We start from the raw sequence: 25,950 nt of genomic DNA on the forward strand, positions 1-25,950 counted from the left end.
GGCGCAAGACCACATTAGCAAACCCGGAGGGGTGCCGGCGCCGCGTCACTCCCTTACGGAGGTGTCGTCGGGATCCGCGGTGGGCAGTTTCGTGTCGCTCGCGTAGGGCAACCGCATCCGGGTCAGCACGATGACATCAACGGCGAGCGAGGCGAGGATGCCCGCAACCATGGCGAGGAAGAACACCATCTCGTTGACCCAGGGCTGGTCACGCACGACGAACAGTACGACCAGAAACACGATGAACTTCAGCAGCCAGCCGCCCAGCACGATGCCGAAGAAGATCGGCACATACAGGTCGGTTCCGAACCACCGGTTGGCGATCAGGATGCTGATACTCGTGATCCCGAGGAAAACCGCGGCAAGCAGCACACCGAGCAGGGCGCTCCAGAGCCCCGACTCGCCGGCGGCGAGGTAGCCGACGAGGGCACCGACGACGGCGAGCGCTCCGGTCACGATCGCCGACCAGATCACCGTCGTACGCAGGATCGGGGTGCTTGACACGGTGCTCACGAGGCCTCCTGGGCGATGACGGGGTCGGGGCGACGCCCCGGGGGCATGAGGGTGACGACGAGGCAGGCGATAGCGCCGATGACGCCGAACCCGACGCCGAGGAGGTACTCCCCCGGCCAGTCGGATGCGGTTCCGATGTACATCAGCAGCATGGCCAGGCCGATGATCGCGGTCCACGCATAGAAAATCAGGACGGCAGTGCGATCGCTGTGGCCCATGTCGAGCATCCGGTGGTGCAGGTGCTTGCGGTCCGGCGAGAACGGCGACTTCCCGGCCCCGACACGACGGATGATCGCGAGACCGAAATCGAGCAGCGGCAGCAGCACGATCGTGATCGGCAGCAGGATCGGGATGAATGCACCGAGCAGCTGCGACCGGCCGAAGTTGTCGGGATCGAGTTGCGACGGGGTGATCTGACCGGTGATCGCGATCGCCGACACGGCCATCAGCAGGCCCAGCATGAGTGCTCCGCTGTCTCCCATGAAGAGCTTCGCGGGCGTCCAGTTCAGTGGAAGAAATCCGATACACGCCCCGATGAGCGCTGCCGCGATGAAGGATGCCAGGTTGAAGTAGGTGGTTGCTCCGGCGTCACGGACGAGCAGGTACGAGTACGCGAAGAAGACGCCATTGGCGATGAGGGCGACACCGGCGACAAGGCCATCGAGTCCGTCGATGAAGTTGACCGCGTTCATGACGATCACGATCGACAAGACCGTAAGCACGAAGCTCATCCAACTCGAGCCGACGGTCAGCCCGCCGATCGGAAGCGAGAGGATCTGCAGCTTGCCGAACCACGCGATGATTCCCGCGGCCGCGAACTGCGCGCCGAGTTTGATCATCCAGTCGAGGTCCCAGATGTCGTCGGCGACACCGACGAGCACGATGAGTGTCGTGGCGCCGAGGATCGCCCACACGGCCGCGGGGTCCGCCCAGAAGATCGAGAAGAAGGGATGCTGCGACGATGCGAGGAATGCAGCGACGATACCGAGATACATGGCGACCCCGCCTAGGCGCGGCGTCGGTGTCTTGTGGACGTCGCGCTCCCGGATGCCGGGGTAGAGCTTGTAGCGCATGCTCAACTGCCACACCGCCCACGCCAGCACGAGGGTGATGGTCGCGGTCAGGATGACGACGAACAGGTACTGCTTCACGCGGATCCGGTGTCGTCGGCATCCGTGTCCACAGGCGGTGCAGCGGGGTCATCGAGCAGATCGCCGATCACCTCACGGATCTCATCAGCCGTCACCGCGCCGACACGAAGGATGCGCGCCGTTCCCCGCTCGCGTCGAGCGAGTCCCGTGGCGTCGAGGATCGTCGAGGGAACTCCCGTGGCGACGGGACCCGAATCCAGGTAGACATCGATCCGGTCACCGAGCATCTGGTGTGCGCTGAGCACGTCGACGGCGGCGGCCTCACCGGTCAGGTTCGCGCTCGAGACCGCGAGCGGACCGGTCTCTTCGATGAGTTCGAGGGCGATGCGGTGATCGGGCATGCGAACCGCGACCGTGCCGCGGGTCTCCCCCAGGTCCCACGTCAACGAGGGCTGAGCGGGCAGCACGATCGTCAATCCGCCGGGCCAGAACCTTTCGATGAGTCGCTCGACCGGCTCGGGCAGGTCGGCAACGAGTGCGCGCACCATGGTTGTTCCCGCCACGAGCACGGGCGGCGGCGATTCACGGGTGCGGCCCTTGGCATCCAGCAACCGCTGCACTGCGGCAGCGCTGAACGCGTCGGCGGCTATCCCGTACACGGTGTCGGTGGGGATGACGACAAGGGCACCCCGGCCGATCGCTTGGCGCGCCTGTCGCATGCCGGGCAAGAGCTGGGCATCGTCACGGCAGTCGAAGATGTCGGACATGGCCTGCTCAGTCTACGGAAGCCACGGGCCGTTCCGGGAAGCGGCGGCCGTTGCAGGAAGCGCGAGCGGTTACGGATGCAGCGCGGTAGTGACCCGATCGCGGCGCGTGAGATCCATGTGGGTCGCGGGCGCTCGCCATCCGTCAGCAACCAGGAGCTCCCGGATCGCCGCGCCCTGACTCTCGCCGTGCTCGATGGCCACGAGCGCGCCGGGGTGAGCCAATCGCAGCGCTGTCGCACTGACCTGCCTGACGACATCCAGCCCGTCTTCCCCGCCGTAGAGGGCGGTCGGCGGATCGAACCACCGCACTTCGGGGTCACGCGGCACCGCGGCATCCGGCACGTACGGCGGATTACTCACGACGACCGAGACCTTCCCGTCGAGGTCGGGAAACGCGCGGGCGAGATCGATGAAGGCGAGCGTGGCGTTGTGGGCACCGACGCGGGCGAAGTTCTCCTTGGCCCACACGAAGGCATCGACGGCGTTCTCTGCGGCGAAGACACGGGCGTGCGGAGCCTCGGTCGCCAGCGCGAGGGCAATCGCTCCCGACCCGGTGCCGAGGTCGATCGCGATCGGCGACGGTGAGGCTGCCGCCAGCAGCGCATCCAGCGCGATCTGCACGAGCGTCTCTGTCTCGGGTCGCGGCACGAAAACGCCCGGGCCGACACGCAGCTCGAGGTGGCGAAACGGTGCGCTTCCCGTGATGTGCTGCAGCGGCTCCCGGGAGGCGCGTCGAGCGACCAGCTCCTGGTAGTGCGCGTCGGATGCCTCCTCCAGCGTGTCGCCTCGCACGGCCGCTGCCTGGACTGCGCCAGGTGATACCGCGAGAACGTGCGCAAGGAGAAGCTCGGCATCCCGACGAGAATCGAGAACTCCTGCACGAGCGAGATGTTCAGCAGCATCGGAGATGGCGCCTGCGACTGTCTTGTGCTGGCTGGTGTGTGTCAGATCTGCATCCATGGGCGCCCCTCAGCCTAGAGGGAGCGCTGACACCCCAGCTCAGCGCGAAGGCAGCCACTCCGTGACAAAGGGACCACCCGCCGGCTGAGTCAGCAGACTCCCCCCGCCGCAGGTGATCTCGACCGGGCCGGGTCCGGGAGCGGCATCGACGACCGCGTCGAACACCGATGGATCGTCCATCCGCACGCCGTTGACCGTGACCGTCGGCGTGACGGTGTGAAGGGACGTGTCGATCCCGCCGATCACAATGCGACTCATCTCAGGGTTGTCGTACACCCAGGTGCCTGTGACCGTTCCGCCATATTCGAGCGACACCGTCATCTCCATTCCTGCGGTGTCGGCGACATACGTGGTGAAGGTCGCGGGCCCACCCCACTGGAAGGTGTGGTCGGCCTCGAAGATCCACTGGATCTCACCATCGATCGTCACATCAGCGGCGAGCACATCGAGCTGGTCGTCCGCATAGAGGTCCGATTCCATCTGAGCTGCAAGACCCGGGAGATCTGCGCTCCACGCATCCAGGATGCACACATCGCCCGTCCCTGGCTCAGGCAGCTCAACGGACGGATCGATCGTTGCCTCCTCGACCTTGTCGGTCTTCGGCTGGTCGTCGAGGGGCGCACTGCTGCAGGCGGTCAGCCCGAGACCAGCGAGAGAAGCCAAAGCAACGAGGACAACAAGTCGAGACGATCTCATGGCTCGATGGTTACCGACCTGGGTGCGCGCCGGGCTCGGCGTCACGTGGTTCCCCCCGCGTTCGGCGGCAGCGAGGGTAGTTCCCCCACCCTGTCGAGCGGCACGTGGCATGATCAGGCGCATGAGCCGAAGGGTGGAGGATGCTGCTTCCCTCGCCGTTTTGCAAACGATGGAGACGGGGCAAACCGACTGCCTCCCTGCGCGCGGATGGGCCGCGGCGTACGGCGCGCTGTTCGAAGGGCGATTCGGCGACGCTCATGCGCTGCTCGCCTCCGACGACGAAGACGACTCCGACGCCGCAGCAGCTGGCCGGGCGCAGGTCGAGGCCCTGCTCACGGGCGCGGTGCGGGGTGGGATACAGCCTCGGATGCCGGACGCTGGCTCCATAACCGGCGCGATGGCATTGTTCCGCTGGAGCGAGGCGGCACACATCGTCGGCGACATGGCTGGATGCCAGCGGATGCTGAGCGATGCCGTCCAGCTGGCTGTTCCACGCCGAGCTCGCGTGTGGCTTCACCTCGCGTTCACGCGCGCGCTGTTGTTCCGGGGCGACATCGACGCGGCCCGAGGCGCGCTCAATGCGGCAACCGCCGACGCGGAGGCACCCCTCGCTCAGAGATCTGTCTGGTGTGTGCGGGTTCTCCTCGCGGGCCTGAGCGGCAACCCCCGCCTCGCGCTGGCCGAAACCGAGAAGGTTCGCGCAGTGATCCTTCCCGCACGAGGGTATGCCGACTCGGGCATGGCGCTCACAACATCGCTCGGTCTCGCCGCCGTCGGTGCGCTCGACAGCGCTTCAGAGATTCTGCGTCTCGGCAGCGGCGGCGCCGGAATGCCGTTGCTGCCCCCTGCCCTCCGCGCATACGCATACGACGTGCTGATCGAGGCTGCTGTCAGCGCCGGACAGATCGATCTCGCCGAGTGGATGATCCTGGACTTCGATCGGGTTGATCTTGGCGTCAACGAGCAATTCCACGCAGCACGAGAGGCCGCCCGAGCTCGGATCGATATCGCCCGCGGCGATCGGCCGGGCGGCATGGCACGCGCCGATCGCGCACGACGACAGGCCGATCGCACGGGCAGCGGGCTGGTCGGAGCCCGCGCGACCATGATCATCGCCAATGTCATGGCTACTTCCGGTTCTGCAGGCCCCAACCGCAGGGACGAACCAGATGCGGTGGCCGCCCGCAGCCTTGAGCGACTCCTCCGATCGGTGAGCACCGCGGAACTGCGAGCCTGGGCCGAACAGCGTCTCGCCTCGACATCCCCACCCGGGGCGGCCCTCGACAGTATCCAGTGGTCGAGCCTCACTCTCGCCCAGGAGGCTGTCGCCCGTCTGGCTGCTCAAGGCCTGCGCAATCAGGAGATCGCGAGAATCCTCTACCTCTCCCCTCGTACCGTCGAAGGTCACATCGCCGCGATCATCAACAAGCTGGGCGTTTCCAATCGAGTCGGAATTGCACGTGCCCGGGAGGGCGCCACCACGATCGACGCACTTCTGCTTGCGCGCATGACAGCGCGTCAGACCGACGTCGCACGCCTGATGGTCGCCGGTGAGGGTAACCGGGCCATCGCCGAGCGCCTCGCGATCAGTGAGAAGACCGTTGAGAAACACCTTCGCGGTATCTACCGTGCCCTCGGCGTCGCCGGTCGTGTGGGAGCCGTCGCCGTCCTCGTTGGCACAGTACCCCCTGTCATATCCGGGCAGCTACAGACTCAGCCAACGCTTGTGTCGCGCTGACGAGCGCCTGATCCGTGGCGTGATCGCCAGACACACGCAGCCAGAAGACCTTGTCTGCGGAGGCGAAGTAGGCGCCCGTGCTGGTTGCGACGATGCCTTCGGAGCCCGCACGGGGCGCGTCCGGCGGCGGCGGATTGGTGCCCGCGGGATCCCAGACAATGAGTTCGAGGAAGGTCGCCCCACCCGCGGTGTCGCCGGTCGTATTGTCAGCCCACGCGCATTGGCCCCCGAACGAATCGGTGAGACTGCCGAACGAATTCTGGCTTACGAACGTCGCGGCGCCCAGAAGAGCCACCACCTCGTCATGACTGACCAGCGAGCACAGGTCGGAAGACTCCGGGTCGCTCGCCGCCTCGATCATCGGCTCCGGGGACGCGGTGGGCTCTGACCCACCCTCTGCCGTTGCCACGTCGGTCGTCGCGACGAGCGATGCTTCCGGGGCAGTGGGCCCGGCACCGGAACACGCTGTCAGTCCCGTCGCACTGAAGCACAGGATCGCGACGCTGAGCACACAAATGGGAGACCGGAACCGAACCGACATGACTACCCCTTCCGATGAACAGCGCCACGCTACGGTGCGTCACGTCAGGGATGGGGCGTCCCGAACCTGAACACCGCGTAGCCCCCCGCTCAGGCACGTGCATTCCCTACGTAACGGTGCATCGACCGAAGGTCGGAACGATGAGGCTCGGTTGACGGAGCAATTCGTCACATTTCGCCCACACCGGAGACGCTCGCCTACGCTTGGTCGTTGTACCGACCACCTCCGCGAAAGGCCTGGCATGACCGGCATCCACAACGACATCACGAGCGCGTTCGGCAACACTCCCCTCGTCAGGCTCAACCGCGTCGCGGAGGGCGTCGATGGCACAGTGCTGGCAAAGCTCGAGTTCTACAACCCCGCGTCCAGCGTGAAGGACCGCCTCGGCATCGCGATCGTGGATGCCGCGGAAGCCTCAGGCGAACTCCCCCCGGGCGGCACGATCGTCGAGGCCACCAGCGGCAACACCGGCATCGCGCTGGCTATGGTCGGCGCCGCTCGCGGCTACAAGGTCATCCTGGCCATGCCCTCGTCGATGTCGACCGAGCGCAAGCTGCTCCTGAAGGGCTACGGCGCGGAGCTCGTACTGACCGACCCGGCCCTCGGTATGAAGGGCGCGGTCGCGAAGGCAGAGGAGATCGCCGCATCCACACCCGGAGCGGTCCTTGCCAAGCAGTTCGCCAACGAGGCGAACCCTGCGATCCATCGCAAGACCACGGCTGAAGAGATCCTGCGCGACACCGACGGCAAGGTCGACTACTTCGTGGCCGGGATCGGCACGGGCGGCACGATCACCGGCGTCGGCCAGGTGCTCAAGGAGCGCGTCCCCGGCGTCAAGGTCGTCGCCGTCGAGCCTAAGGATTCCCCGCTGCTGACCGAGGGTCGCCCCGGTCCCCACAAGATCCAGGGCATCGGCCCGAACTTCATCCCCGAGATCCTCGACCAGGGCGTTATCGACGAAGTCATCGACGTCGAGTTCGACGACGCGATCACCACCGCCCGCGCCGTGGGCACAAAGGACGGCATCCTCGTGGGTATCTCCAGCGGTGCTGCAGTGTGGGCTGCTCTTCAGGTCGCGGCGCGACCCGAGGCCGCGGGCAAGAACATCGTTGTGGTCATCCCCTCCAACGGGGAGCGCTACCTCTCAACGGCACTGTTCGAGCACCTGCGCGAGGACTGAGCGTGGGGGTGCGCCACGTCATCGGCCGTGTCCGTGAGGACATTGCCGCAGCGAAGCTCCGAGACCCTGCTGCCCGCAGCGGTCTGGAGATCGCGGTCCTCTATTCGGGACTGCATGCGATCTGGGCGCACCGCGTCAACCACTGGCTCTGGACCCACAACGCGCGCTTCCTCGCGCGGGCGGGATCTCAGCTCACCCGCTGGCTCACCGGCATCGAGATCCATCCCGGCGCGCAGATCGGACGGCGCTTCTTCATCGACCACGGCATGGGCGTCGTCATCGGCGAGACTGTCGAGATCGGCGATGACGTCCTGCTCTACCACCAGGTCACGCTGGGCGGCCGGCAGCGCGAGGGTGGCAAGCGCCACCCCACGATCGGCAACGAAGTCGCGGTCGGCGCCGGCGCGAAAATCCTCGGCCCGATCACGATCGGCGACCGCTCGGTCGTGGGGGCGAACGCCGTGGTCACGCGGGATGCGCCAGCCGACAGCGTGCTCACCGGCATCCCGGCAAAGGCCCGCAAGCGCAAGGACGGGATGGACACCCGCGCCATCCTGACGATGCCCGACTACCAGATCTGAGCAGACCTCAACGAGGTTCGCGGAATCGCATGGAGTTCGCAGGATGCCGCGACAATCGTGCGAACTTCGCGTCATTCTGCGAACGTCGCGCGACTTCCAGAGCCCGTCATGCAGACGAGCCGGGTGTCACGCGTTAGCCCCGGGAAGGTGACAGCACGCCGGCACGCCGTAGGTGCGCAGCTGCGCGAAGGCAGCGTCGTCGACCTGGTGGGATGCCGCGGCGAACTCCCCGAGGTCGACGCGAGCGCCGCCGAGCCACGTGCCAAGCACGCCGATGGCGCTGATCTTGTCGGGAGCCACCGAGTACGGATCCGCGTCGAGTTCGACGAAGTCCGCGAATTTGCCCACCTCGATGGAGCCGATCTCGTGCTCGCGCGCCAGCGCGAACGCTGCATTGATCGTGTGTGCCCGCAGCGCCTCATCCAGCGTCGCCGCCTGTTCGGGAGCGTGCAGAGCGCCGGACACGCACCGGCGCGTGACTGCTGCCTGCATGTTCAGCAGCGGCGTGGGAGGCGTGACGGAGCCGTCGTTGTGGAACGAAACCGGAAGACCCGCGTCGAAAGCGTCGCGGAAGCGCTGCCAGGAACCACCCACCGCCGGCTCGAACATGCCCCCGTCGAGCAGATCGCCCCAGTAGTAGAACTGGAACGGCCCCATGGAGGGCACGGCACCGATTGAGGCCATCCGAGCGAATTGATCAGCACGAGCACCGCCGATGTGCTCGATCCGCCAGCGGTGATCACTCTCGATCAGGTTGTGCCGGCCGAGCACCGTTGTGAAAGCATCCAGCACGATGTCGATCGCGATATCGCCGTTGGCGTGGAAGGCCATCTGCCAGCCCTCACCGACGTGAGCCTCCAACAGGGCGTCAAGCTGGTCGCGGGTGTAGTTCATCATCTTCTCGCCGGGGATTCCCGGATCGATTCCTGCAGCGCGCGTCACCTCGGTGTCGAGGTAGGGCGAGCTCATCGCCACGTTGCCGACCCACGGCGACCCGTCGGCCCAGAGCTTGATCCCCTGCTTGCGCAGCATCTCGTCAGGCGCCGCTGAGGTGAATGGATCACCGCAGTCAGCCTCCGTCGACATGTGGTACAGCGAGATCCGCAGGGGGCTGTTCGGAAGCGATGCGAGCGCCTCGTACGCCGACTTCAGCTCGGTCTTGTACGTATGCTCCGACGTGGCGGTGATCCCCGCCGAGGACAGCAGCACGTAGTACTCCACGGCCCCCTGCAGGGGCTTCGGGCTCTTCGCAAGGGCCTCCAGCACGGGAGCCGCCTGCGCCATGGCCGCAGGAATCTCGGTGGCCACACCGTTGAGGGAGCCGTCGGCGTTGCGGCCGAAGAATCCGCCAACGGGGTCCGCCGGTGGGTTCTTCACCCAGCCGAGGTGCTCGAGCACCGCGGTCGTGACGTAGGACGTGTGCCCCGAGTTGCCGAAGACCATCACCATGCGGTCGCCGAAGATGGCATCGAGTTCTGGTGCCGTCGGGTCGGCGTGCTTGTGCAGGAGACCATCGAAGCCGAAGAACGCGAGCGGCTGGTCGGCCGGCGTCTCCGCGATCGCCTTGTGGAAGGCAGCGACCACGTCATCCCATGTCGGGGCGAACCACGGCGCGATCCAATACGCCGGCGGCATCGTGGCCATACCGCTGAGAACGGGATGCGAATGCGGCTCGACGAATCCGGGTAGCAGCGCGGCGGCGCCCGTATCGTGCAGGCTTGCGCCAGGTAGCGCGCTCTGACACTCAGCCACGCTCCCCACGGCGACGATCCGCCCGTCTGAGACAGCGACAGCCTGCGCTCTGGTTCGCGCCGCGTCCATCGTGACGATGGTCCCCGCGGTGATGATGACGTCCATGTCTTTACCCCCCTTTGCTGACGGCCGTGGTCGGCGCCCCGTCTATTTCTCGGAGCGACGCTCCTCGACCTTCTTCTTGATGAAGACCATCGGCAGCAGCCACGTCGCGAGGGCCGTGACCAGCCACACAATGACGGGTGCGAGAATCCAGGTGAGCACGAAAGGCTCGCCGATGCTGATGCCGCCACGGGGAATGAGCACAACGATCACGAGCGCGACAAGGGTCGAGATGATGCCGATGCCCCCGAGCAGGGCGGGCGCGTTACGCTTCGCGACTGTCGCGATCCACGGCGACAGGACGCTCTGGAGTACGGCGAAGATCAAAACGGCAAGGACGAAGCCCCACCAGTCGGCCCAGTCGATACGGAAGCCGGGAAGCAGCAGGTCGGCGGCGATGAGGCCGACGGCGGCGGAGAGGACGAAGATCAACGCGCGGATGAGGAACATGACCACGCCCTGACAGTAGCGCCTCGATGACCACCGCGACAGGATCTCTCGCTGCGGCGCGCGGGATCAGTTCCCGTCTGAACCGAGAGCGGCGAGCCGCTCCTCCTCGTCGGCTGCGATGCACGACGCGATGATCGGTTCGAGGGCGCCATCCATGACCTGATCCAGGTTGTAGGCCTTGTAGCCGGTCCGGTGATCGGCGATGCGATTCTCGGGGAAGTTGTAGGTCCGAATGCGCTCCGAGCGATCCATCCCACGGATCTGGGAGCGACGGGCATCGGATGCCGCGGCATCCCGCTCCTCCTGCTGTTTGGCCAGCAGCCGGGCTCGCAGGACACGCATCCCGGCCTCGCGGTTCTGCAGCTGAGACTTCTCGTTCTGCATCGACACCACGATGCCTGTCGGCAGGTGCGTGATCCGCACCGCCGAGTCCGTGGTGTTCACCGACTGGCCGCCGGGGCCGGAGGAACGGAACACGTCGATCTTGAGATCGTTCTGATCGATGTGGATCTCTTCGGGCTCATCGACCTCGGGAAAGACCAGTACGCCTGTCGTCGAGGTGTGAATGCGCCCCTGGGACTCGGTCGCGGGAACCCGCTGTACGCGGTGCACGCCGCCCTCGTACTTCAGATGAGCCCACACACCCTGCGACGGGTCGGTGGACGACCCTTTTATCGCGACCTGGACATCCTTGAACCCACCGAGGTCTGACTCATTGCGCTCGAGAAGTTCGGTCTTCCACCCTTTCGAGGCGGCGTACTGCAGGTACATCCGCAGCAGGTCAGCGGCGAACAGGGCGCTCTCTGCACCGCCCTCGCCCTGCTTGATCTCCATGATCACGTCGCGCGCATCATCCGGGTCTCGCGGAATCAGCAGCCGCCGAAGCCGCTCCTGCGTTTCGGCGAGGCGCTCCTCGAGTGCCGGCACCTCCTCTGCGAAGGCGTCGTCCTCCCTCGCGAGGTCGCGGGCAGCTGCCAGGTCATCGGATGCCGCCACCCACGCGTCGTGGGCAGCGACAATCCGACTCAGTTCGGCGTAGCGTCTGTTCACCCGCTTTGCGCGGGCAGGATCTGCGTGCACCGCCGGGTCAGACAGTTCGATCTGCACCTCGCGGTGCTCGTCGATCAGCGCGCGGACGGAGTCGAACATCGCCGGCTCGGCCATCTCGATGCCGCCGGGTCAGCGGATGCTGTTCTCGTGTCCGTGGCCGTGTCCGCCGGCACCGTGACCGTTGGAGGTCGGCGCCGGAATCGACTTCTGCATCTGCACGAGGAACTCGACGTTGGACTGGGTTTCCTTGAGCTTTCCGAGCACGACCTCGAGTGCCTGCTGGGGGTCGAGGCCCGCGAGGGCGCGACGCAGCTTCCAGGTGATCTTGACCTCGTCGGGCGAGAGCAGAATCTCTTCGCGACGCGTGCTCGACGCGTTGACATCCACTGCGGGGAAGATGCGCTTGTCAGCAAGCTGGCGGTTCAGACGCAGTTCGCTGTTGCCGGTGCCCTTGAACTCCTCGAAGATGACGTCGTCCATCTTGGAGCCGGTCTCGACCAGTGCCGTGGCGAGAATCGTGAGCGATCCGCCGTTCTCGATGTTGCGAGCAGCGCCGAAGAAGCGCTTGGGCGGATAGAGCGCTGAGGCGTCGACACCGCCGGTGAGGACGCGGCCAGAAGTCGGCGCGGAGATGTTGTAGGCGCGGCCGAGTCGGGTGATCGAATCCAGCAGCACGACGACGTCACGGCCGAGTTCGACGAGGCGCTTGGCCCGCTCGATGGCGAGCTCGGCGACCGTGGTGTGGTCTTCGGCTGGACGGTCGAAGGTCGAGGCGATGACCTCGCCCTTCACGGTGCGCTGCATGTCGGTGACTTCTTCGGGCCGCTCATCGACGAGCACGACCATGAGGTGGACCTCGGGGTTGTTGGTCGCGATCGCGTTCGCGATCTGCTGCAGCACGATCGTCTTCCCGGCCTTCGGTGGCGCGACGATGAGGCCGCGCTGGCCCTTGCCGATGGGAGCTACCAGGTCGATGATCCGCTGCGTGAGCTTTTCGGGGGCAGTCTCCAGGCGCAGGCGCTCCTGCGGGTAGAGCGGCGTGAGCTTGCCGAACTCGACGCGGTTCGCGGCGTCCTCGACCGACAGGCCGTTGACGGCATCCACCTTGACGAGTGCGTTGTACTTCTGGCGGCCAGTCTGCTCGCCTTCGCGGGGTTGCTTGATGGCACCGACGACGGCATCACCCTTGCGCAGGTTGTACTTCTTGACCTGACCGAGCGAGACGTATACATCGCTCTGGCCGGGCAGGTAGCCGGTCGTGCGAACGAAGGCGTAGTTGTCGAGTACGTCCAGGATGCCGGCGATCGGGATCAGGACATCGTCCTCGCCGACCTCGGGCTCGAACTCGTCGTTCTGGTTCGGGCCACGGCGCTTGTTGCGCTGGCGACCGCGAGCGCTGGACGCACCGCCGTCCTCGTCCGAGTTCGTCGAGGCCGACTGCTCAGGCCCGCCGGTCGAACCCGCGTTGCCGTTGCCGGCGTTACCCGATCCGTTGCCGTTGCCGCCGGATGCCCGGTTGCGGCTGCGGCTACGGCTGCGGCTGCGGCTGCGGCTCGGCGTGGACTCTTCGCCGGCGTCGTCGGAGGACTCGGCGCTGGTCGACGACTCGTCGGCTGCTACTGCCTCGGCGGGAGCAGCCTCGGGTGCATCCCCTGCATCGAGGGGCTTGTCGCCCTCGGCCGACGTGTCGACCGGCTTGTCGTCTGCAGCCGCGCTCGACTGCTCGGCGCCGGTGGACGCGGGCAGCTCTGCGGCAGCCTCGTCTGCGGGAGCCTCGTCTGCGGGAGCCTGCGCGGCAACGTCGGTGCTCTTGGCTCGACGGGGTGCCCGCTTGCGTACCGGCTTGGCTGGCGCTTCAGCGGCGGGAGCCTCCTCGGCGGGGGCCTCTGATGGCGCTGCGGATGCCTGCTCCTCAGCAGTCGCTGCTTCCTGGGCGTCCGGGGACGAGGCAGGGGCCGCGTCAGCAGTCTCGTCGCTCGCCTCGGCGGCATTACCTGCATCCTCGGCCGGCTCCGTGCTCGCCTCGGCAGTAGGTTCTGCGACCTCGGTCTCGACAGCGGCCTCCGACTCGGGAGCCGAAGCTTCCGCGGCGTCGGCGTCGGCGTCGGCGCTCTCGGTCTCGGTCTCGGTCGATGCTTGCGACGGGGTGGTTTCGGTCTGGGGTGCGGCCTCGTCGGCCGCTGGGGTGGTCTGGTCGACAGCGTCGCTCTCGGACGCGTCGGTCTGGACCTCGGAGATGGACTCCACGAGTACTCCCTTGTGTACCTAATGTGCGGTGAATCGAATGATGTGCGGACCCGCACGGATGAAGAAGCCGCCGCGATGGGCTCGAGGTGCTGAGCGGGACTCAGCGTCTCGTGCTCATCTGCCTCTCCTCGATTCCTTCCGGACAGAGATGTCCGGATTCGGAAGATCGAGGGAATTGCGGAGGCTTCGCAGATATGCGGCGGGGGCCAGATTCACGAGTTACGTGGAACCCCCCGCGTGCTCCTTCACTGTACCACCCTTGACGTCGACGGCCAGCATGTGAGCCTCCCACGGGGTGTCCGTGACCTGCTCGGCAACCGCTGCCGCCTCCAGGCGACGGCCCGGTCCGTCCGCCAGCACCAGCACACTGGGGCCCGCTCCCGACACGACTGCCGCGAAGCCCTGCTCGCGCAGCGCCCGGACCAGTCGGTCGGTCTCAGGCATCGCCTGCGCACGGTAGTTCTGATGCAGCTTGTCTTCCGTGGCGGCAAGCAGCAGCTCGGGGCTCTGCGTGAGAGCCGCGATCAGCAGCGCTGACCGCGAGAGATTGAAGACCGCATCCTCTCGAGGCACCTGCAGGGGCTGAAGGCTACGGGCGACGCTCGTTGACATCGTGAAGCCCGGGACGAACACGACGGGCGAGACACCGCGGTGCACCAGCAGCTTCTTGTGCTGCGGGATCGCCTCGTCCATCCACGCGATCGTCAGACCGCCGAACAGCGCCGGTGCCACATTGTCGGGATGCCCCTCCAGCTCGGTCGCCAGGCGCAGCATGGTGTCGGGCCCGATCTCGACATCACCCTCGAGCAGTCCCTTGACGGCCAGGATGCCGGCAACGACCGCTGCGCCAGAAGACCCGAGGCCGCGGCCGTGCGGGATCGTGTTGCGGGCGCGCAGACGCAATCCGGGCATGGGGCGGTCGACCGCCTCGAAGGCATAGGCCATGGCCCGCACCAGAAGGTTCGTTTCATCCCGCGGGATTTCGTCAGCGCCTTCACCCTCGGCCTGGATGTCGAGCCCGGGCTCCGCAAGCGAGGTCACGACCAGGTCGTCGTAGATGCTGAGGGCGAGCCCCAGCGTGTCGAATCCCGGACCCAGGTTCGCGCTGGTCGCGGGCACACGCACCGCGACCGAACGTTCGGCGACCCGGGCTGCGTTCACGCGGGCGCCCCTGCGCGCGCGAGTCCCAGCACAGAAGCCACCTCGGAGGTGGTCGCGTCCACGACAGTCGGCCGGGCCTCCGAGCCGTCGGCGTTACGCAGCGCCCACTGCGGGTCCTTGAGCCCGTGGCCGGTCACGGTCAGCACGACCGTGGATCCCGCCGGGATCACTCCCGCCTCCGCCCGGTCGAGCAGGCCCGCAACGCTGATCGCCGATGCCGGCTCCACGAAAACCCCGACCTCACCGGCGAGGATCTTCTGCGCGGCGAGAATCCGCTCGTCGTCGATCGCGCCGAACCAGCCATCGGTCGCCGCCCGGGCTTCGAGTGCGAGCTCCCACGATGCCGGGTTTCCGATCCGGATGGCGGTGGCGATCGTCTCGGGGTTCTTCACGACTTCGCCGCGCACGAGCGGAGCGCTTCCCTCTGCCTGGAACCCGAACATCCGCGGAACGCGGGTAGCGACGCCACGCTCTGCCTCCTCGCGGTAGCCGCGGGAGTACGCCGTGTAGTTACCGGCGTTGCCGACGGGGATGAAATGGAAGTCGGGCGCGTCGCCGAGGACCTCGACGATCTCGTACGCCGCAGTCTTCTGCCCCTCGATGCGGTCAGGGTTGACCGAGTTCACGAGGTGGACGGGGTAGTTGTCGGCGAGCTCCCGGGCGATCTCGAGGCAGTCGTCGAAGTTGCCGCGGATCTGGATGAGCTGACCGTTGTGCGCCACCGCCTGACTGAGCTTGCCCATGGCGATCTTGCCCTCGGGTACCAGCACTGCCGCAGTGATCCCCGCGTGGGCGGCGTACGCGGCAGCGGATGCCGAGGTGTTGCCCGTCGAGGCGCAGATGACGGCCTTGGCGCCGTGCTCGACAGCCCGTGAGAGGGCTACGGTCATGCCGCGGTCCTTGAAAGAACCGGTCGGGTTCATACCCTCGAACTTCACCCAGACCTGGGCTCCGGTGCGCTGCGACAGCGCCGGCGCCGGCACCAGGGGCGTGCCGCCCTCTCCGAGGGAGACGACCGTCGATTCCGCGGTCACCCCCAGGCGGTCGGCATACTCGTTCATGACTCCGCGCCACACGTGTGCCACGTCAATCTCCTTCTACTCGCAGGACCGAAACGACCCGGTCCACGACGTCACTGTCAGCGAGGCGGGCAACCGTCTCGCTGAGATCCTGTTCCAATGCCTTGTGGGTGCCGATCACGAGGCGGGCAACACCCGTCGGGTCGGCGGCGACGCGCGCGAGCGGGTCGGTGGATGCGTCAGCCACCGTCTGTTCGACCGTCGCAATCGAGACGCGACCCTCGCTGAGGATGCCGGCCACGGTCGCGAGGACCCCGGGCTCGTCGGTGACCTCGAGCGTGATCTGGTACTGCGTCGTCACGTGCCCGATCGGCAGGATCGGGAGGTTCGCGCGGGTCGACTCGCCGACCCCCACGCCACCGGCAATATGGCGTCGTGCGGCAGAGACGACATCGCCCAGAACCGCGGATGCCGTCTGCACGCCGCCCGCTCCGGCGCCGTAGAACATGAGGTTTCCGGCAGCCTCGGCCTGCACGAACACGGCGTTGTTCGCGCCGTGGACGCTCGCGAGTGGATGTTCGCGAGGCACGAGGGCCGGGTACACCCGCACGGAGATCGCCTCGCCGGAGCCGTTCGACACACGCTCGCAGACGGCGAGGAGCTTGATGACATAACCCGCCTTGCGCGCGGCATCCATCATCGGCTTGTCGATCGCGGTGATGCCGTCGCGGTGAACCGCCTCCAACGGCACCGACGTGTGGAAGGCGAGGCTCGCGAGGATCGCTGCTTTCTGCGCCGCGTCGTATCCCTCGATGTCGGCCGTCGGGTCAGCCTCGGCATACCCGAGGGCCTGCGCCTGCGCGAGGACCTCGCCGAAGTCGGCACCCTCGGTGTCCATCCGGTCGAGGATGTAGTTGGTGGTGCCGTTGACGATGCCCATGATGCGCTGCACCCGGTCGCCGGCGAGCGAATCACGCAGGGGACGGATGATGGGAATCGCGCCCGCCGCCGCCGCCTCGTAGTACACCTGCGCGCCGACCTGGTCGGCTGCTTCGAAGATTTCCGGTCCGTGCGTGGCAAGAAGCGCCTTGTTGGCCGTCACGACGTCAGCACCCGAACCGATCGCCTGGAGCAGGCTCGTGCGCGCAGGCTCGATCCCGCCCATCAGCTCGATGACGATGTCGGCGCCGAGAATGAGGGTTTCGGCATCCGTCGTGAACAACTCGCGCGGCAGGTCAGCATCGCGGGGCGCATCAGGGTTGCGTACGGCGATTCCTACGAGTTCGAGGCGGGCTCCGGCGCGGTCTGCCAGTTCGTCGGCGTGCTGACGCAGCAGCGCGGCGACCTGGGAGCCGACGGCTCCAGCGCCCAGCAGCGCCACGCGGAGGCGGCGATAGTCGGTCATGCCGTCCTTTCGGTCGGGAGGATGCCGGCGTCACGCGCCAGCAGGTCATCGATGGTCTCACCGCGCACGATCACGCGCGAGCGGCCGTCCCGGACGGCCACGACGGCCGGACGCGGGAGGAAGTTGTAGTTGCTGGCAAGCGAGAAACAGTACGCGCCGGTCGCCGGCACGGCCAGGAGGTCGCCCGGCGCCACATCGGCGGGAAGGTACTCGGCATCCACGACGATGTCACCGGACTCGCAGTGTTTGCCGACGACGCGAACCAGGTGCGGGGCGGCGTCGCTGACCCGGGATGCCAGGCGTGCACTGTACTGGGCGCCGTACAGCGCGGGTCTTGCGTTGTCGCTCATGCCGCCGTCCACGCTCACGTACAGGCGCTCGAGGCCGTGTTCGAGAGCGACGGTCTTCGTGGTGCCCACCGTGTAGAGGGTGACGCCAGCCTGCCCGACGATCGAGCGGCCCGGTTCGAAGGCGAGATTCGGCATCCGGATGCCGCGCGCGGCGCACTCGGCAGCTACCGCGTCGACGATCCCATCAGCGAGAACCTCGATCGCGGTCGGTGTGTCGGCACGCGTGTAGGCGATACCGAATCCGCCGCCGAGGTTCAGGACCTGGAGGTCTTCAGCAGCATCCGTGCCGCCCCGCAGGTCTGCGTAGAGCCCCACGATGCGGGCTGCCGACTCGGCGAACCCGGCGGTGCCGAAGATCTGCGAACCGATGTGACAGTGGAGTCCGACCAGCCGAAGGCCCACGGCTTCGCGCACTCGGGTGGCAGCCAGGACGGCATCCGCGAGCGTGAAGCCGAACTTCTGATCCTCGTGTGCTGTCGCGAGGAAGTCGTGGGTTTCCGCGTGCACACCGCTATTGACGCGAATGAGCACGGGTTGCACGACGCCGGCAGCTTCCGCGACGGCAGCGAGACGCTCGATCTCCTGGAAGCTGTCGACGACGATGGAGCCGACACCGACGGCGACGGCTCGCTCGAGCTCGGCGACGCTCTTGTTGTTTCCGTGTACCCCGATCCGGGCCGGATCGACACCCGCTGCCAGGGCGACGGCGAGTTCACCGCCGCTGGCGACGTCGACGGCGAGCCCGGCATCCGTCACCCAACGCACCACCTCTGTGCTGAGAAAAGCCTTGCCCGCGTAGTACACCCGCGCCGCAACGCCGTGCCGCGCCGCCGCGGATGCGAAAGCCTCGCGGGCGCGGGCAGCGTGGAAGCGCACGTCGTCTTCGTCGAGGACGTACAGCGGCGTGCCGTAGTCCCGAGCGAGCGCGGATGCCGCGACTCCCCCGATGACCAGTTCGCCGTCAGCATCGCGCGCGGTATCCGTCGGCCACACACCATCGACCAGGTCGTTGGGATCCGACGGCACGTCCAGCCACGCCGGAACGGGCGGGGTGGAAGTCGGGTGGGCGGACACGCGGAGCCAATCGGTGAAGTCTTCGGCGCCGAACAAGCGGCGCGAGCAGATCCCGGGCGGTCAGCGCACGCGCCGAGACACTCCGGTCAGTCTAGGGCACCGGGTATCCTCGCCCGGGAATCCGCCAGCCTGCGCTCCCCCGCGCCCGCGCGGGGTTACGACCCGCTCACAAGTCGGCTCCGCCAGCCCTGTCGCACACCGTCTGCGACGAACGCCGCATCCACGCTGTGCCGTGCCAGCGCCGCCATCATCGCGTCATCGAACTCGAGGTCGTTACGCAGCACAGCCACCTCGTTCGAGAGCAGCGATCCGGTCTGACGTGGGTTGTCATCGCCGAGGACGACCCGGGCACCGGCGCGGGCGAACCGCGCCGCCGGGTGGGCATCCATCGACGTCACAGCACCCGTGTAGACGTTCGAGGTCGGACACACTTCGATCGCGATGTCACGCTCGACGAACCAGCGGACAAGGTCCGGCTCCTCCGCGATGCGTGCACCATGGCCGATGCGGGTCGCGCCGAGAAGCTCCACGGCCTGCTGAGCCGCGCGCCCGGATGCCGCCTCGGCGGCATGGCACGTGATACCCAGGCTCGCACTGCGCGCGATGGCGAAGGCGTCGCGGTAGCGCTCGAGGTGGGGGAAGAGCAGTTCGTCACCTGCGAGATCGAATCCGACAACGCCGGTCCCGGCCGCACGCGCCGCAGCACGGGCCACCGCCTCGTTCACCTCGGTCGGGTCGCTGCGCAGAGCCGCGACGACCACGCCAGCAGATATCCCGGTGCCCGCGATGCCTGCCGCAATGCCCGAACACATCGCGGCGATCACGGCATCCAGTTCGGCGAGGGTTGCCGCATGCGAGGCGGGACCGAACCGCAGTTCGAGGTGATCCTCACCGTCGGCTGCAGCATCCTCGACGGCTTCGCGCGTGATCCGCTCGAGCAGATCGAGCCGCGAGAAGAACGGAAACGTTGCAACGACTTTCACGAGGTACGTGGTGAGATCCGCCGGCCCATCCAACTGCAGCGCCGCCGCCCAGTCGCGGCCTGCATCCGGCATCCCGAGCTCTCGCGCGATCTCTGCCGCCGTGCCCGGCCGCACCCGCCCTTCGAGGTGCGAGTGCAGATTGATCAGCAGGGGCGCACTCGCCGAGGTGGCGCTCACGCGCAGGTGCCGTTCTGCTGAAGGGTTGCGTCGTCCAGCATCCGGCCATCGATGTCGAACGTGGCGACAAGTTCCGCGCCCGTGACGGATGCTGCCGTCAGCGTCGCTCCGGCAGGCAGGTACTGCGCAACGCAGATCTGCCAGTCCTGCAGGATGGGGTCGGCAAGGGATCCGAACTGGTCTCGCACGCCGTCCGCCGTCACCGCGAGTCCACTGACCTGCAGGCTTTCGGGCCGAAGCACGAGCTCGCCGGCCTCCGCACTCGGCACGAGCGACAGTGACACCGGGATGCCGAACCCGAACAATGAGAGCTCAGTTCCGACGACGATCGCAGGGTCCTCGAGCGTGAGATCGACGATGTCGATCTGGGCGACGCTGTCGGTGAGGGCTGCCACCTGAGTCTGGTCGAGAGTCACCGTGGCAACTCCCGCACCCACGGTGTAGGGCGCTGTCGTGCTCACCCCCTGCAGGGTGACGTCGATATCCGCCGTCGTCGGACCGAGCGGCACGTCGTCGGATGAGAGCCGCAGGTCGTCGAGGCTGCCGGTGAGTAGCTGGAGAGTGAGCGGGCCCTGGATCGACACGTCGACGGACTGATCGGCGGGCAGGTCGAGTCCCGTCCGCACCTGGCTGGCGATACCCGCCTCGATCGTTGATCGCACGACGGTCTCGACGATGACGACGACCACGACGAGGATGACGATCACCACGGCCGCAGCCGCAACAAGCCACGGCCACACCCGGCGACGCTTCTTCGGCTCCTCCGGAACCGCGAGCACCCAGCCCGCGCGCAGGTCCGGCAGCGGGTCAGTCGGGTGGTCGGCATCCGTCATGGGTTACATCCGTTCGGGAGCTCCGACGCCCAGCAGCGTCAGTCCATTGCGCAGCACCTGACCGGTGGCGTCGTTGAGCCACAGCCGTGTCTGGTGCACCGGCTCGATGGGGTCATCACCCAGCGGGATCACGCGGCAGTTGTCGTACCACCGGTGGTACAGACCAGCGAGCTCTTCGAGGTAGCGGGCGATGCGGTGCGGCTCGCGCACCTCCGCGGCGAACGCGACAGTCCGAGGGAACTCCTGCAGCGCGCCCAGGAGGGCAGACTCGGTCTCGTGCGTGAGCGTCTCGGGTGCGAACACGCTGCGGTCGACACCTGCCGCTGCGGCATTGCGCCCGACGTTATGGGTTCGGGCGTGCGCGTATTGCACGTAGAAGACCGGGTTGTCGTTCGTGCGCTTTTGCAGGATGTCGAGATCGATGTCGAGGTTCGAATCCGTGGAACTGCGCGTGAGGGCGTAGCGGGCGGCATCCACCCCGACCGTCTCGACGAGGTCTTCGAGGGTCACAACGGTGCCGGCACGCTTGGACATCCGCACCGGCTGTCCCTCGCGCAGCAGATTCACCATCTGGCCGATGAGGATCTGCAGGTTCACATACGGCTCGTCGCCGAAAGCCGCACACATCGCCATGAGTCGCTTGACGTAACCGTGGTGGTCGGCCCCGAGCATGATGATGCAACGGTTGAACCCGCGCTCGCGCTTGTCGAGGTAGTAGGCGAGGTCACCCGAGATGTACGCGGGCTGGCCATCGCTCTTGACCACAACGCGGTCTTTGTCGTCGCCGAAGTCGGTCGAGCGCAGCCAGATTGCGCCGTCGGCTTCGTAGATGTGGCCGAGATCGCGCAACCGATCCACGGCCCGGGTCACGGCCCCGGATGCGTGCAGATCGTTCTCGTGGAAGTACACGTCGAAGTCGACGCCGAACTCGTGCAGGCTCTGCTTGATCTCGTCGAACATGAATCCGACACCGAGTTCGCGGAACGCTTCCTGCTTGGCTTCGGCATCCAGGGCGGCGAGGTCGCCGTCGTAGGCATCCGTCACCCTCGCCGCAATATCGGCGATGTAGGCCCCGCCGTATCCGTCCTCGGGCGCCGGCCGACCCTCGGCCGCAGCGACGAGGCTGCGCGCGAAGCGATCGATCTGGGCACCGTGGTCGTTGAAGTAGTACTCCCGCGTGACGCTCGCACCTTGCGAGGCGAGGATGCGGGCGAGGGCATCGCCCACCGCAGCCCACCGGGTGCCGCCGATGTGGATCGGACCCGTGGGGTTGGCCGAGACGAACTCGAGGTTGATGACCTGGTCAGCGAGCACCGTCGACGTACCGAACGCCGCCCCGGCGTCGACGATCGTCTTGGCGAGGGAGCCGGCGGCAGCGGCATCCAGCCGAATGTTGATGAACCCGGGACCCGCTACCTCGACACTCGCGATGCCGTCAACCTGCTCGAGGCCCGCCGCGATCTCCGCGGCGAACTCGCGCGGGTTCACGCCGAGGTTCTTCGCGAGCTTGAGCGCCGCGTTGGAGGCCCAGTCGCCGTGGTCGCGGTTCTTGGGTCGCTCGAGCGGCAGGTCTGTGGCGGTCAGATCGGATGCCGCACCTTCGCGTCGAGCCTCGGCAAGAGGCGTGATCACGGCGAGGAGTGCGGCGGAGAGTGCTTCGGGGTTCATGGCCGATCCAGTCTAGGCGCGCGGCGCACCCTCCCCTCCCGCGTCGATGCGCACAGGTGAGAATCCGATCCGGCGCCGAGAATCCGCTCGGGGACTTGTGTCAGCGGCGCCCTATCGGATTCTCGGCGCGTTCGTGGCTACTTCGCTGCTAGGCCAGCTGCACGAGCGAGGCGAAGTCGTCGGAGGCGTCGGAGGCGGATGCCTCGGGTGCGGCATCCGTGTCGGGCGACGCGATTCGCGCATCCACACGCATCCGATCGAGGGTGAGGTTTCCGCCGTGGTAGCTGAGGAAGGCGCAATCCGCGGCATCCCGGCCGGTCGCGATCCGCACGAGGGATCGCCGGTCGGCCAGCCGCGTGGCGTCGATGACGTACCAGGCACCCTCGAAATAGGCCTCGGCGACGGCGTGGAAGTCCATCGGTTCAAGACCCGGCGCGTAGCACGCGGTGTAACGGGCTGGCACGTCCATCGCACGAAGAAGCGCGATGACGAGGTGTGCGTAGTCGCGGCACACACCCTGCCCGGTCATCAGCGTCGTGACCGCTGAGTCGGTGCCGAGGCTCAGTCCCGGGGTGTAGGTCACCGTCTCGGATACGAATTCCGACACGGCTAGCAGAAGCTCCTCGCCGACGAGGCCTTTGAACTGTCGCCGCGCCTGTGAGAACACCTCGTCGGACTGGGCGTATCGGCTCGGACGCAGGTAGGTGATCGCCTCGAGGTCACTCGTCGGCCGCGATGTCACCTGCTCGTCGACGACGGCGTCGTAGCGGACTTCGAGAACCCCCGGCTCACCACAGAACCGGTGCAAGCGACTGCCGGTCTGGTCGATGATCTCGATCGGTGTGTAGATCCGATCGCCCTGCGAGAAGGTGAGATTCTCGCTCAGAACAGGTGCATGCTGGGCGACGGCGATCTGGAAGATGAGGTCGATGGATGCCCGGAGTTCCAGGTCCAGTTCAGCGGTCACGATGCGATGCACCGGAGTATCCTCGCACGCCGTGATGACCTGCGGATGACGCGTCTCGGTGACCCGGGTTCCGGGCGGTCAGGGCCGGGCCGGTGGGCGATGGTAATCTCGATCGGTACGCCTCCGTAGCTCAGGGGATAGAGCGTTGGTTTCCGGTACCAAAGGTCGCAGGTTCGATTCCTGTCGGGGGCACGTTATCGAGAAAGGGACCGTCCGAAGGGCGGTCCCTTTCTCGATCTCTACACCACCCGTCAGGCGGGCCCCTGCCGCCGGAGGCTCCGCGCGACGCGTAGCGGCGCGTGGAGTGGCGGTAGGGCGCGGGGGCACACCACTTCCGCTGGCGCAACTGCCCCGATAGCCTGCCCCCGACGACACTCGGGGAGAGATGATGGCGAATCTATTCAGCAGGCACGCACACGACGTGTTCGAAACGGGTTTCTACAGCGAGGACTTCGACTTCGAAGTGCGCATCCAGCTCGGACAAGCCCCCTACGGTGGCTCGGATGTCGGCGAAGTGCTGCGAACCATCGCCGAGGTGAAAGACGGTGACCACGAGGGCTGGTATCAGGCGTGGAGCTCGCTCGGCGAGCGCCTTGCGACACAGGCGGCGGCCTCAGCGGATGCCGGGCATCGCGCCAGCGCAGCGGCGGCGTACTTGCGCGCGGCGAACGCCTACTCCCCCGCCGTGAACGCAGCAGCAGCGTTGGGCGATGAGGAGCTGCTGCAGCACGCCTTCCGCGCCCACCGGGCAGCATGGGACGCATTCGTCGATCGCGCGCCGTACTCCGCCGAGCGCCTCGCGATCCCGTACGAGAACACGACGATGCCGGGCTACTTCTTCAGCGCGAGCACGGACGGCGCAAAGGCACCGACCCTCATCCTGGTCAACGGCAGCGATGGATCGATCAGCAGCATGTGGGCGACCGGCGGCCTTGGCGGACTCCAGCGCGGGTACAACGTGCTGATGTTCGACGGACCCGGTCAGCAATCGATGCTCTTCGACAAGAACATCCCCTTCCGCTACGACTGGGAGGCTGTCATGACGCCGGTCGTCGACGCACTCGTCGCTCGCGACGACGTGGATGCCGACCGTATCGCCGCGTACGGCATCAGCCAGGCAGGGTACTGGCTCCCCCGGGCCCTCACGTTCGAGCACCGGATCGCCGCGGCAGTAGCAGACCCCGGAGTCGTCGACGTATCGCAGTCCTGGCGCGCCGGCATCCCGAAATCCGAGATGGAGCTCGTCGAGAAGGGCGAGAAAGAGAAGTTCGACCGCGGGATGGAAATGGCCCTGCGCTACTCGAAGTCCGTCTCGCGTCTGTGGAACTTCCGCGCCAAGCCGTTCGGCAAAGACAGCCCGTACGACACGATGGTCGAGATGCTGCGCTACCGCCTCGAACCAGAGGATGCCGCAAAGATCTCCACGCCGCTCCTGATCACCTCACCCGAGAAAGAGCAAATCTGGCCGGGCCAGTCCGAACAGCTTGCTGCGATGGTGCCGGATGCCACGCTTCAGCCCTTTACGGCGGACGAAGGCGCCGACTATCACTGCCAGCCGCTGGCGCGCCTGCTCACCGACGAGCGGATGTTCGACTGGCTCGACACGCGTCTCGGACGCTGAAGCCCCTCCAAGCCGCATCTGCGGCGTAGGAGAAATCTCCGCAGCAGGATGAATGTCGGCTGAATCGTCCTACGTCGGCAACTTCTCCTTCCTCCGAAACTCGGACTCGGCTGCCGCCGTGACCCACTCAGACGAGAAAGAAACCGTCGAACAGGCCCGGGTTGTGCGCGTGCACGAGCACGGCGAACACCACCGCGTCGAAGAGCAGGTGCACGGTGACGACGTACGCGAGCGAGCGGGTGACGAGGAAGATGTAGCCCTGCAGGAGCGCGAACGGGATCGTCAGGAACGGACCCCACGCCTGGTAGCCGAGTTCCCACAGGAACGAGACGAACACGACGGCCTGCAGCAGGTTCGCGGTGAGCGGATGCATGTGCCGCAGCAGCAGGACGAAGACGGTACAGATGAAGAACAGCTCGTCCCAGATGCCCACGGCACCCACCCCGACGAATAGGCGGGCGATGAGATCGGGAGTGTCAACGACCGGCCAGTTCAGGTACACGCCTGAGGTGATGAAGTAGAAGGGCAGGATGAGCCACCCGAGCACGAGCACACCCACAAGCCAGGCCCACTGAAACCAGCTCCAGCGCCCGCCGCCCCGCCAGGGGAACCCGATCGCCCGATCCCGGTAGACGAACCGCGAGATCAGGTACGGAACTGCCACCGCTCCCCCGAGGGCTAGACCGAAACGGAGGATCGCGAGGTTGTCGAGCTCGGCCTTGAGCGGGATGGCGCTGACGATCAACATCCCGATCGCGATGAGGGACAGGTCTCGCAAGATCGACGGTTCCCGCGACACGGTCCGGGCCGTATCGAACCGCGTCCCCACCCGCACGGCCGGACGCGCCCCAGCAGGCGCGAACCGCTCCACCAGGGCTGCGGCGATCAGTCCCGCCGCCAGGAGCGCCCACCCGAGCCAGGGGATCAGGGCGACGAAGAATGCTGGTGCTGCCAGCACGACCAGCACAGCAGGCAGGACGCGCCACGACATCGCAGGAAGCCGGCGAGGAGCGCCGTGCGCGGC

At 66.9% G+C, this 25,950-nt stretch carries 23 protein-coding genes and 1 tRNA gene; 5 read left to right on the forward strand and 19 right to left on the reverse strand.

Annotation, left to right across the window (positions count from 1 at the left end; translation table 11 throughout):
* Positions 1–45: 45 nt before the first annotated feature.
* From ACQVDU_RS09900 to ACQVDU_RS09920, 5 genes are all read right to left on the reverse strand, one after another.
* On the reverse strand, positions 46–513 hold the full coding sequence (locus ACQVDU_RS09900; protein WP_363496088.1) for a hypothetical protein: 468 nt from the start codon (positions 511–513) through the stop codon (positions 46–48).
* On the reverse strand, positions 510–1,664 hold the full coding sequence (locus ACQVDU_RS09905; RefSeq protein WP_292711919.1) for an MraY family glycosyltransferase: 1,155 nt from the start codon (positions 1,662–1,664) through the stop codon (positions 510–512). The genes ACQVDU_RS09900 and ACQVDU_RS09905 overlap by 4 nt, the downstream gene beginning before the upstream one ends.
* Positions 1,661–2,371 carry an L-threonylcarbamoyladenylate synthase gene (locus ACQVDU_RS09910; RefSeq protein WP_443477016.1) on the reverse strand — a complete coding sequence of 237 codons (711 nt, stop codon included), beginning with the start codon at positions 2,369–2,371 and terminating at the stop codon, positions 1,661–1,663. Before ACQVDU_RS09910 ends, ACQVDU_RS09905 begins: the two co-directional genes overlap by 4 nt.
* Positions 2,372–2,440: 69 nt before the next feature.
* The gene (prmC, locus tag ACQVDU_RS09915) at positions 2,441–3,331 is read right to left on the reverse strand and encodes a peptide chain release factor N(5)-glutamine methyltransferase (RefSeq protein ID WP_443477017.1); all 891 of its coding nucleotides are present in this window, start codon (positions 3,329–3,331) and stop codon (positions 2,441–2,443) included.
* Between the two features lie 39 nt (positions 3,332–3,370).
* Entirely contained in the window at positions 3,371–4,027 is a 657-nt protein-coding gene (locus tag ACQVDU_RS09920; RefSeq protein ID WP_443477018.1) for a hypothetical protein, read from the reverse strand.
* 121 nt (positions 4,028–4,148) lie between these two features.
* Between ACQVDU_RS09920 and ACQVDU_RS09925 the strand changes: the two genes are divergently transcribed.
* Positions 4,149–5,765 carry a helix-turn-helix domain-containing protein gene (locus ACQVDU_RS09925; RefSeq protein WP_300594124.1) on the forward strand — a complete coding sequence of 539 codons (1,617 nt, stop codon included), beginning with the start codon at positions 4,149–4,151 and terminating at the stop codon, positions 5,763–5,765.
* Here ACQVDU_RS09925 and ACQVDU_RS09930 read toward each other — a convergent pair.
* Positions 5,719–6,306, reverse strand: coding sequence for a hypothetical protein (locus ACQVDU_RS09930; protein ID WP_443477019.1), 588 nt, complete (start codon positions 6,304–6,306; stop codon positions 5,719–5,721). The two genes, ACQVDU_RS09925 and ACQVDU_RS09930, sit on opposite strands and share 47 nt — an antisense overlap.
* A 241-nt stretch (positions 6,307–6,547) precedes the next feature.
* Between ACQVDU_RS09930 and cysK the strand changes: the two genes are divergently transcribed.
* Complete coding sequence (gene cysK / locus ACQVDU_RS09935; protein WP_292711906.1) at positions 6,548–7,486, forward strand: cysteine synthase A; 939 nt, start codon at positions 6,548–6,550, stop codon at positions 7,484–7,486.
* A gap of 2 nt (positions 7,487–7,488) precedes the next feature.
* Positions 7,489–8,067 (forward strand): serine O-acetyltransferase EpsC, encoded by a 579-nt coding sequence (gene epsC, locus ACQVDU_RS09940; RefSeq protein ID WP_300594129.1) that lies wholly within the window; start codon positions 7,489–7,491, stop codon positions 8,065–8,067.
* Positions 8,068–8,193: 126 nt separating this feature from the next.
* On the opposite strand, the gene ACQVDU_RS09945 is transcribed toward epsC, so the two are convergent.
* From ACQVDU_RS09945 to ACQVDU_RS10000, 12 genes are all read right to left on the reverse strand, one after another.
* Positions 8,194–9,924: an amidohydrolase gene (locus ACQVDU_RS09945; RefSeq protein ID WP_443477020.1), complete on the reverse strand. Its 1,731-nt coding sequence runs from the start codon at positions 9,922–9,924 to the stop codon at positions 8,194–8,196.
* Positions 9,925–9,966: 42 nt separating this feature from the next.
* On the reverse strand, positions 9,967–10,371 hold the full coding sequence (locus tag ACQVDU_RS09950; RefSeq protein ID WP_267189575.1) for a hypothetical protein: 405 nt from the start codon (positions 10,369–10,371) through the stop codon (positions 9,967–9,969).
* Positions 10,372–10,437: 66 nt separating this feature from the next.
* Positions 10,438–11,520, reverse strand: coding sequence for a peptide chain release factor 1 (gene prfA / locus ACQVDU_RS09955; RefSeq protein ID WP_292711899.1), 1,083 nt, complete (start codon positions 11,518–11,520; stop codon positions 10,438–10,440).
* A gap of 30 nt (positions 11,521–11,550) precedes the next feature.
* Positions 11,551–13,668, reverse strand: coding sequence for a transcription termination factor Rho (rho, locus tag ACQVDU_RS09960; RefSeq protein WP_443477021.1), 2,118 nt, complete (start codon positions 13,666–13,668; stop codon positions 11,551–11,553).
* Between the two features lie 219 nt (positions 13,669–13,887).
* Positions 13,888–14,829: a homoserine kinase gene (gene thrB / locus ACQVDU_RS09965; RefSeq protein ID WP_300594138.1), complete on the reverse strand. Its 942-nt coding sequence runs from the start codon at positions 14,827–14,829 to the stop codon at positions 13,888–13,890.
* Entirely contained in the window at positions 14,826–15,914 is a 1,089-nt protein-coding gene (thrC, locus tag ACQVDU_RS09970) for a threonine synthase (RefSeq protein ID WP_300594141.1), read from the reverse strand. The genes thrB and thrC overlap by 4 nt, the downstream gene beginning before the upstream one ends.
* 1 nt (position 15,915) lies before the next feature.
* A complete protein-coding gene (locus ACQVDU_RS09975) occupies positions 15,916–17,253 on the reverse strand; it encodes a homoserine dehydrogenase (RefSeq protein WP_443477022.1) in 1,338 nt (445 codons plus the stop codon).
* A complete protein-coding gene (gene lysA, locus ACQVDU_RS09980) occupies positions 17,250–18,677 on the reverse strand; it encodes a diaminopimelate decarboxylase (RefSeq protein ID WP_443477023.1) in 1,428 nt (475 codons plus the stop codon). Before lysA ends, ACQVDU_RS09975 begins: the two co-directional genes overlap by 4 nt.
* A gap of 155 nt (positions 18,678–18,832) precedes the next feature.
* On the reverse strand, positions 18,833–19,837 hold the full coding sequence (gene add / locus ACQVDU_RS09985) for an adenosine deaminase (RefSeq protein WP_443477024.1): 1,005 nt from the start codon (positions 19,835–19,837) through the stop codon (positions 18,833–18,835).
* Positions 19,834–20,670, reverse strand: a complete 837-nt coding sequence (locus tag ACQVDU_RS09990) for an LmeA family phospholipid-binding protein (protein ID WP_443477025.1) — start codon at positions 20,668–20,670, stop codon at positions 19,834–19,836. Before ACQVDU_RS09990 ends, add begins: the two co-directional genes overlap by 4 nt.
* A gap of 3 nt (positions 20,671–20,673) precedes the next feature.
* The gene (gene argS / locus ACQVDU_RS09995; protein WP_443477026.1) at positions 20,674–22,338 is read right to left on the reverse strand and encodes an arginine--tRNA ligase; all 1,665 of its coding nucleotides are present in this window, start codon (positions 22,336–22,338) and stop codon (positions 20,674–20,676) included.
* A gap of 148 nt (positions 22,339–22,486) precedes the next feature.
* The gene (locus ACQVDU_RS10000; RefSeq protein WP_443477027.1) at positions 22,487–23,317 is read right to left on the reverse strand and encodes a transglutaminase-like domain-containing protein; all 831 of its coding nucleotides are present in this window, start codon (positions 23,315–23,317) and stop codon (positions 22,487–22,489) included.
* A 107-nt stretch (positions 23,318–23,424) separates the two neighbouring features.
* Between ACQVDU_RS10000 and ACQVDU_RS10005 the strand changes: the two genes are divergently transcribed.
* Positions 23,425–23,497, forward strand: a tRNA-Arg gene (locus ACQVDU_RS10005).
* Between the two features lie 229 nt (positions 23,498–23,726).
* Positions 23,727–24,926, forward strand: coding sequence for an alpha/beta hydrolase family protein (locus ACQVDU_RS10010; RefSeq protein ID WP_443477028.1), 1,200 nt, complete (start codon positions 23,727–23,729; stop codon positions 24,924–24,926).
* 127 nt (positions 24,927–25,053) lie between these two features.
* Here ACQVDU_RS10010 and ACQVDU_RS10015 read toward each other — a convergent pair whose 3' ends face one another.
* Entirely contained in the window at positions 25,054–25,917 is an 864-nt protein-coding gene (locus ACQVDU_RS10015) for a CPBP family intramembrane glutamic endopeptidase (protein ID WP_443477047.1), read from the reverse strand.
* Between the last annotated feature and the right edge of the window lie 33 nt (positions 25,918–25,950).

The sequence above is a fragment of the Microbacterium sp. F2 genome (assembly GCF_052274505.1).
Lineage (GTDB): Bacteria > Actinomycetota > Actinomycetes > Actinomycetales > Microbacteriaceae > Microbacterium.